Genomic DNA, 7,048 nt, shown 5'->3' on the forward strand with positions numbered 1-7,048 from the left:
TGGGATTTTGATGCTTTCCTTCGTTAATTTTCCTTTTCCGTTCGCAACATCTTGTGCGATTTCATAGCCAGCCTGCGCATGGCGGACAACTCCGATTCCAGAGTCAACTGTCATCGCTACTTCAAGTCTCATGTCAGACTCGGCTGTTCCGTCTGCAATCATTGTTACTCCTGTGTGAACGGCTTCACCCATTGAGTAGTTCGCTTGAAGTGCGATCAGGTCACACATGCCAACTGCATTAAGAAGTCCATTCAATACTGGCCAGTCAGAGATTAAATCAGAGCCATCTTTCATGTTTTCAGATTCAAATGTTGGGTTCACAATGGAGCCTGAGTCTAAGTTGTCACGAGAGAATGCAACTGGTCCAGAAAGCTCGCCGCGACGAATCATATCGTTAACTTCTAATGCAAATGCTTTTCTTTGACCAAAGCCCATATAACAAATACGAGCTGGAAGTGCTTCAATTGGAATATGCTTCATCGCAAGCTTAATCCAGCGAGTTACTAGGTAGTCATCTGCAAATTTTTCTAAAATCATTTCATCAATTTTTCTTAAATCTTCTGGATCACCGGATAAGCATACCCAGCGGAAAGGTCCGCGGCCTTCGCAGAACAATGGACGAATGTATTCCGCTACGAAGCCTGGAAGACGTTTCGCTTCCTTCGGATCAAAACCGGCATCGACACATTCTTTACGGTGACTTGTACCATATTCAAAAGAGTGAACGCCTAAGTCCATAAATTTGATTAGCGCTTTCAATTCACGGATCATCGTTTCGCGTGCTTTTTCTAAGTAAAGGGTACGGTCGGTATCACGAAGCTTTTCTGCTTCTTCTACTGTGTAGCCTGCAGGTAAGTAAGAAATTGGATCGTGACCTGGCGTCATAGAAGTTGAGATATCTGGCAACCAGCCTTTTTCAAGTACCTCTTCGAAAATATCTGCAGCGTTTCCAACTACCGCAATACCTAGTGGCTTGCCTTCAGCAGCCGCCTGCTTTGCCATTGCAATCGCCTCATCCAATGAATCGGCTAAAACATCAATAAATTTCTTTTCAATACGACGCTTAATGATTTCTACGTTTGAGTCACATAGAATCGCTACTCCGCCATGCATGGTCATCGCTCTTGTTTGGTTTCCGCCCATTCCGCCAGCACCAGCTGTTAAAAGGATTTTTCCAACAAGTGAATCACTATAGTATAGACGTGCAATAGCTGATAATGTTTCGAATGTGCCTTGGATAACGCCCTGTGTCCCTATGTATTCCCAAGGTGCAGCCGTATAGTTCGCATACATCGTTAAGTTTTTATCTTGTAAATCGTAGAATGTTGGCCAATCTGCCTTCATAATGTTTGTCGTTGCCATGACAACTGTTGGGGCATATTTATGTGTTTTAAATACCGCAACAGGCATACCTGATTGCACAACTAATGTTTCATCATCTTCAAGCTCTTTCAAAGATTTAACAATCGCATGGTAAGATTCCCAGTTACGGGCGGCTTTCCCAATCCCACCATAGATGACAAGTTCTTCTGGCTTTTCAGCGTTTTCCATATTATTTTCCAGCATCCGCAGAATGGATTCCTGTCTCCATCCTTTACAGCGAAGCTCCGGCCCTCTTTGTGCTTTAACGGAATATAAGATTTCTGGTTGTGACATGTATATTTCCCCCTAGATTAATATTAATTTCTGTAACTCATTAATAGATATTGCAAAGAACGTGCCAAATTTATTAAACTAGTGAATTTTTCAAGAAATTAGTTAATTAGTCCTTATATATCAACAATTTTATTTAATATTTTTCTTTATGAATAATGTAATTATTAAATTTCTTAAATAATATCTTGGTAGGTCCTGCAGATAAAATTGGCATTAGAAATATTTAGCAGTTTCATTAGACACAATGAAGTGTAAGCCGTTACAAATTTAAAGCATGCAGATAAATACTGCATGCAGATTATTTAAAAAATTCATAATTAATGTTATATTAAAAATATGTATTTTCATAGTTAGCAAAGTCAGGAGGGAAAGTTTTGATTGCAGAATCTATTTGTAAATTAATGAAGGGCTATTCAGATGGCGTCATGATTCTAAATGAAAACTACGAAGTTGTTTGGCAGGACATGAATCAGATTAGTTCATTTGAGGTTGCTGAGGGCACTCATATTGCTGAACTCCTCCCATGTGAGCATGTACGCTTTGTGGAAAATGAAACATTCACAGTTTCATTTTCTCAAAAGAAATTTTCCGTTGAAGTGAAAACCTTCTCTGCAGATGTTCACTATATCATTCTTTGTTTTGAGGACATTTCTGACTTATTAGCCAATCCAAAAATGAGATTGTTTTGCTTGGAAAAAATAATAGAATCTCTTGGTGAAGGGGTTATGATGAGCAATCAAAATGGAGAAATTATTTTATACAATCTCGCTCAAGAAAAAATGGAAGGATTAAATCGGAATGAGATTATTGGCAAGCATTTATGGTCAGTTTATAACTATAATCCGCAAAATTCCGAACATAAACATACTTTTAAAACCGGAAAGCCGATATTTTCAAGATACAGGGCGCATTCAACTATTAATGGGGTCCCGAAGTATGTGAACTATAGTACTTTTCCCATTCAAAAGGATGGAGAAACCATCGCGGTATACTCTATTAGCACGAATGAGACTAGACTTAAAGATATGCTTTACCAAACAATTGAGCAAAAGCGGAAGATCGCCTTCACAGAAAAGAATGGTCAAGACTCAAAAAATGGCACTACCTACACATTTGAAAACATTAAGGGCAATAGCCTTTCCTTAAAAAATCTAATTCAGGAAGCACAGAACATTGCGATTCATAATACGGATGTCTTAATTGTCGGGGAAACAGGAACAGGAAAAGAACTGTTTGCCCAAAGTATTCATAATCATAGCTCAAGAGCTAACAGTCCATTTATCGCGATTAACTGTGCAGCCATTCCGGAAAACCTTTTGGAGAGCACCCTATTTGGTACTGTTAAAGGGGCATTTACAGGTGCCACTAATCAAATTGGTCTTTTCGAGCATGCAAAGGACGGGACATTATTTTTAGATGAGATTAACTCGATGCCTATGACATTGCAATCGAAGCTAATGCGCGTTTTGCAGGAACGATTAGTCAGACGAGTTGGCTCAAATGATGTTTCACCTGTTCAATGTACTGTCATCAGTGCCTCGAACGAAGATCCGGAAAAGCTTATAACTGAAGAAAAAATGAGACTTGACTTATTTTACCGTATTGCACGAACAAGCTTGTACATCCCTCCATTACGGGAACGGACAGAGGATATTCACTTCTTTATTGAATATTTCCTAGAATCCTATCAGGAAAAGTTCAATAAGATCGTGCCAAAAATCTCGAAATCATTGATGACAACTCTTCTTCAATATCATTGGCCGGGAAATACTAGAGAGCTTGAGCATTTAATAGAGAATCTCATTATTCGTGTTTCCGAAGCCGACAAGGCAATTGAAATAGATCACCTGCCAACTTACATAAGACGGAAAATCTTTTCCAATAAAAAAAATAAATCTATTGAAATGAAGGAATTAGAGAAAAAGCCGATGAAATCGATTTTTGCCAATTCCAAAGAGCATTTTATCCAAACAACCTTAGAACAAACAGATTGGAATATCTCTAAGGCCGCTAGGAAACTTGGCATTACCCGTCAAAGTCTTCAATACCATATTAAAAAGTATGGACTTGAAAAGCCACGATAAAAGAAAGAGGGACAGATTAGATTGTCAATGGCATCATTGAATCCTCCAATTTTTGGGCTCCTAAGTGTTAAAAAGTGTAAGAACTAATATTCAGATGTCTATATCTGATTAATGGAAGTTCCAGGTTTCAAGGATGTTCAAACAGCCTTGAGAAAATTTGAAAAACTTACAGTTCCAAGTTGTATCTGCTAAACTATTAGTTTCTTTTTACATTAAGACTCCTCCGTATGTTTGAAATTTTGGTTGGGTAACCAAAATTTATTGGCAATAAACAGGAGTTTATTAATACCATGCTGAAAGCTTTTGGAACCCTATGCCTAGCATAGGGTTTTTATTTCCACAATAATAATTTACTCTTCACAGCTGTTAAAAATAAGATATTCTTGTATATCCTTCAATAAAATGGTAATATTATTTAGTTATTCTGAAGGGAAATCGAGGATACAGCATGAGAATAAGAGATTGGGATTCAAATCTAAAAGTACGATTATTTGGAGAAGCGGCAATTAACATCACTTTTTGGATGTTCTTCCCTTTTTTGACGATTTACTTTGCAGGTGAATTTGGGAAGGATAAAGCGGGATTGCTGCTTATTTTTTCTCAAGTATTTTCCGTTTTAGCCAATTTAATGGGCGGGTATTGCGCGGATCGTTTTGGAAGAAAAACGATGATGGTTTTATCAGCATTCGGACAGGGCCTTAGCTTTCTAGTCTTTGCGCTAGCCGATTCCCCATGGCTGAATTCGCCATGGCTAGGATTTATTTGCTTTGCCTTTGTTGGCATTTTCAGTTCATTTTATTGGCCGGCAAGTCAGGCAATGGTTGCAGATGTTGTGGAGGAAAAGCATCGCAGCCATGTATTTGCGATTTTCTATACCTCTATTAATATTGCAGTTGTGATCGGACCTGTGTTGGGAGCCATTTTTTACACGAAATACCGTTTCGAGCTTCTATTAATTGCGGGCATCATCTGTATTATTTTAGCTTGTATTTTAGCAAAAATGACGAGAGAAACTATGCCCAAACAGTCCCATATAGTTAATGAAAATGATAAATGGTATTCCTTTTTAATCAAGCAGATGAAGGATTATGGGATCATTTTTAAGGATAAAGTCTTCCTTCTATTTATCATAGCAGGTGTTCTGGCGGCACAAACATTTATGCAGCTGGATTTATTAATTCCGATTTATACGAGCGAGTTTATAAACAACCAAACACTGTTGAAATTCGGTGATTGGGCCTTTACGGTCAGTGGTGAGCAAGCTTTCGGCATTCTTTTATCTGAAAATGGTTTTCTCGTAGCCTTATTTACTGTAGCTGTCACGAAAATCATGATTAAATATAAGGAAAGAAATGTATTTGTGATTTCCTCCCTTACGTATGCAGTAGCCATTTTCATGTTTGGACAAACGACTTGGATTTGGGGTTTAATCATTGCAATGGCACTCTTTACATTCGGTGAGCTAATGACAGTAGGCATTCAGCAAAGCTTCGTTTCAAAAATCGCTCCTGAGCATATGCGCGGGCAATATTTTGCGGCTGCAAGCCTGCGGTTTACATTCGGCAAAACGATTGCACCCATTTCCATTCCCTTGACTGTGTGGATTGGGTATGACTGGACGTTTTTAATTTTAGCTGGCCTTGCGGTTTTAAGTGCTGTGCTTTACTGGCTCATGTTTTCCATTTCTGAAAAACCAAATACAGTAGTTGCCAAAAAGGGATCTATCTAGGATTCCTTTTTGTTTTTTATTTCTTCAAAGTTTCTTTTTCCAAACAAAAAAGTTACAATTATAAAGAAGATTTTGGTAAAGGAGATTATATAATGAGTGACTTTCAAACGAATTTAGAAAAATATGCAGAGCTTGCTGTAAAGGTTGGCGTTAATATTCAAAATGGGCAAACTCTTGTCATCAATACAGCCCTCGATTTAGCTGAGTTAGTTCGACTTATCGTAAAGAATGCATACGAGGCCGGTGCTTATAATGTAGTTGTGAATTGGAATGACGATATTGTATCTCGTACGAAATATGAGCTCGCACCTGATGAGGCTTTCAATGAATATCCAGAATGGCGTGCGAAGGAACTTGAAGAATTGGCAAAGAACGGCGCTGCCTTCATGTCCATCGTTTCAGCAAGCCCCGACTTACTAAAGGGTGTTAAATCCGAGAGAATCGGTAATTTTCAAAAAGCTGCGGGGAAAGCACTTTCAAATTACAGAAAGTTGGTAATGGCGGATAAAGTCAGCTGGACCGTTATCGCAGCCCCGTCTCCTGCTTGGGCCGATATGGTATTCCCTGATGCACCTGCAGAAAAAAGAGTGCAATTATTGTGGGATGCGATTTTTAAAGCTACACGTACAGATTTAGAAAATCCGGTGGAAGCTTGGAAGAAGCATGATGAAACACTGCACGAGAAAGTAGATTATTTGAACAGTAAACGCTATAAAAAGCTGCACTATAAAGCACCTGGTACTGATTTAACGATCGAGCTTCCTGAAAAGCACCTTTGGTGTGGGGCCGGCAGCATCAATGAAAAGGGTCATGAATTCATGGCCAATATGCCAACTGAAGAGGTATTTACTGTGCCTCATAGAACTGGTGTTAATGGAACGGTATCCAGTACAAAGCCATTAAGCTATGGCGGAAATATTATCGATCAATTTTCATTAACATTTGAAAATGGCCGTATTGTTGATGTTAAGGCAGAGAAAGGTGAAGAAATTCTTAAACAGCTTGTCGAAACAGATGATGGCTCACATTATCTTGGTGAAGTGGCGCTCGTTCCTTTTAATTCACCAATTTCTCAATCTAATCTGCTTTTCTATAATACTTTGTTCGATGAAAACGCATCAAACCATCTTGCAATCGGCAGTGCCTATGCATTCTGTTTAGAAGGCGGAAAGCAAATGTCTAGTGATGAGTTAAAGGAACATGGTCTCAATGATAGCCTAACACATGTCGACTTCATGATTGGATCGGCCGAAATGGACATTGACGGCATTACAGCAGACGGAAAAACAGAGTCTGTCTTCCGCAATGGGGATTGGGCATTCTAAAAAGAAAAGCGGAAGAGCCTTGATCAGATGAACATCGACTAAAAACCGCAACGTCCTGTGGCGAACGCCGATGTCAGCACATCCTGTGCAAGTCCGACAAGCATAAGCCAAGCCGGCAGGAAGGTTGTACTTTAACCTTCTTGACGGCTTGGCTTATGACCTCGAGGTCGACAAAAACGCAACGTCCTCCCAAAAGCTCAGCTTTTGGTCGTGCGATGATTACGCTTCCGAAGCGTTCCTTGTCCTGTTGCATT

4 protein-coding genes are annotated in these 7,048 nt (G+C 39.2%); 3 read left to right on the top strand and 1 reads right to left on the bottom strand.

Features of this window, described 5'->3' with window-relative positions:
* The coding region (gene hutU / locus V7164_RS10770; RefSeq protein ID WP_335354067.1) for a urocanate hydratase at positions 1–1,656 on the bottom strand (1,656 nt) is incomplete at its 3' end.
* Between the two features lie 374 nt (positions 1,657–2,030).
* On the opposite strand from hutU, the gene V7164_RS10775 reads away from it, so the two are divergent.
* From V7164_RS10775 to V7164_RS10785, 3 genes are all read left to right on the top strand, one after another.
* A complete protein-coding gene (locus tag V7164_RS10775) occupies positions 2,031–3,740 on the top strand; it encodes a sigma-54 interaction domain-containing protein (RefSeq protein WP_335354068.1) in 1,710 nt (569 codons plus the stop codon).
* 448 nt (positions 3,741–4,188) lie between these two features.
* Positions 4,189–5,469 carry an MDR family MFS transporter gene (locus tag V7164_RS10780; RefSeq protein WP_335346271.1) on the top strand — a complete coding sequence of 427 codons (1,281 nt, stop codon included), beginning with the start codon at positions 4,189–4,191 and terminating at the stop codon, positions 5,467–5,469.
* Positions 5,470–5,561: 92 nt separating this feature from the next.
* Entirely contained in the window at positions 5,562–6,794 is a 1,233-nt protein-coding gene (locus V7164_RS10785) for an aminopeptidase (RefSeq protein WP_335354069.1), read from the top strand.
* The last annotated feature ends 254 nt before the right edge of the window (positions 6,795–7,048 follow it).

The organism is Bacillus sp. JJ1474 (genome assembly GCF_036965225.1).
In the GTDB taxonomy this organism is placed as follows: domain Bacteria; phylum Bacillota; class Bacilli; order Bacillales; family Cytobacillaceae; genus Cytobacillus.

Excerpts from the sequence above, each read along its gene's own strand:
- V7164_RS10785 (WP_335354069.1), top strand. The coding sequence starts at position 5,562 with ATGAGTGACTTTCAAACGAATTTAGAAAAATATGCAGAGCTTGCTGTA.
- V7164_RS10780 (WP_335346271.1), top strand. The coding sequence starts at position 4,189 with ATGAGAATAAGAGATTGGGATTCAAATCTAAAAGTACGATTATTTGGA.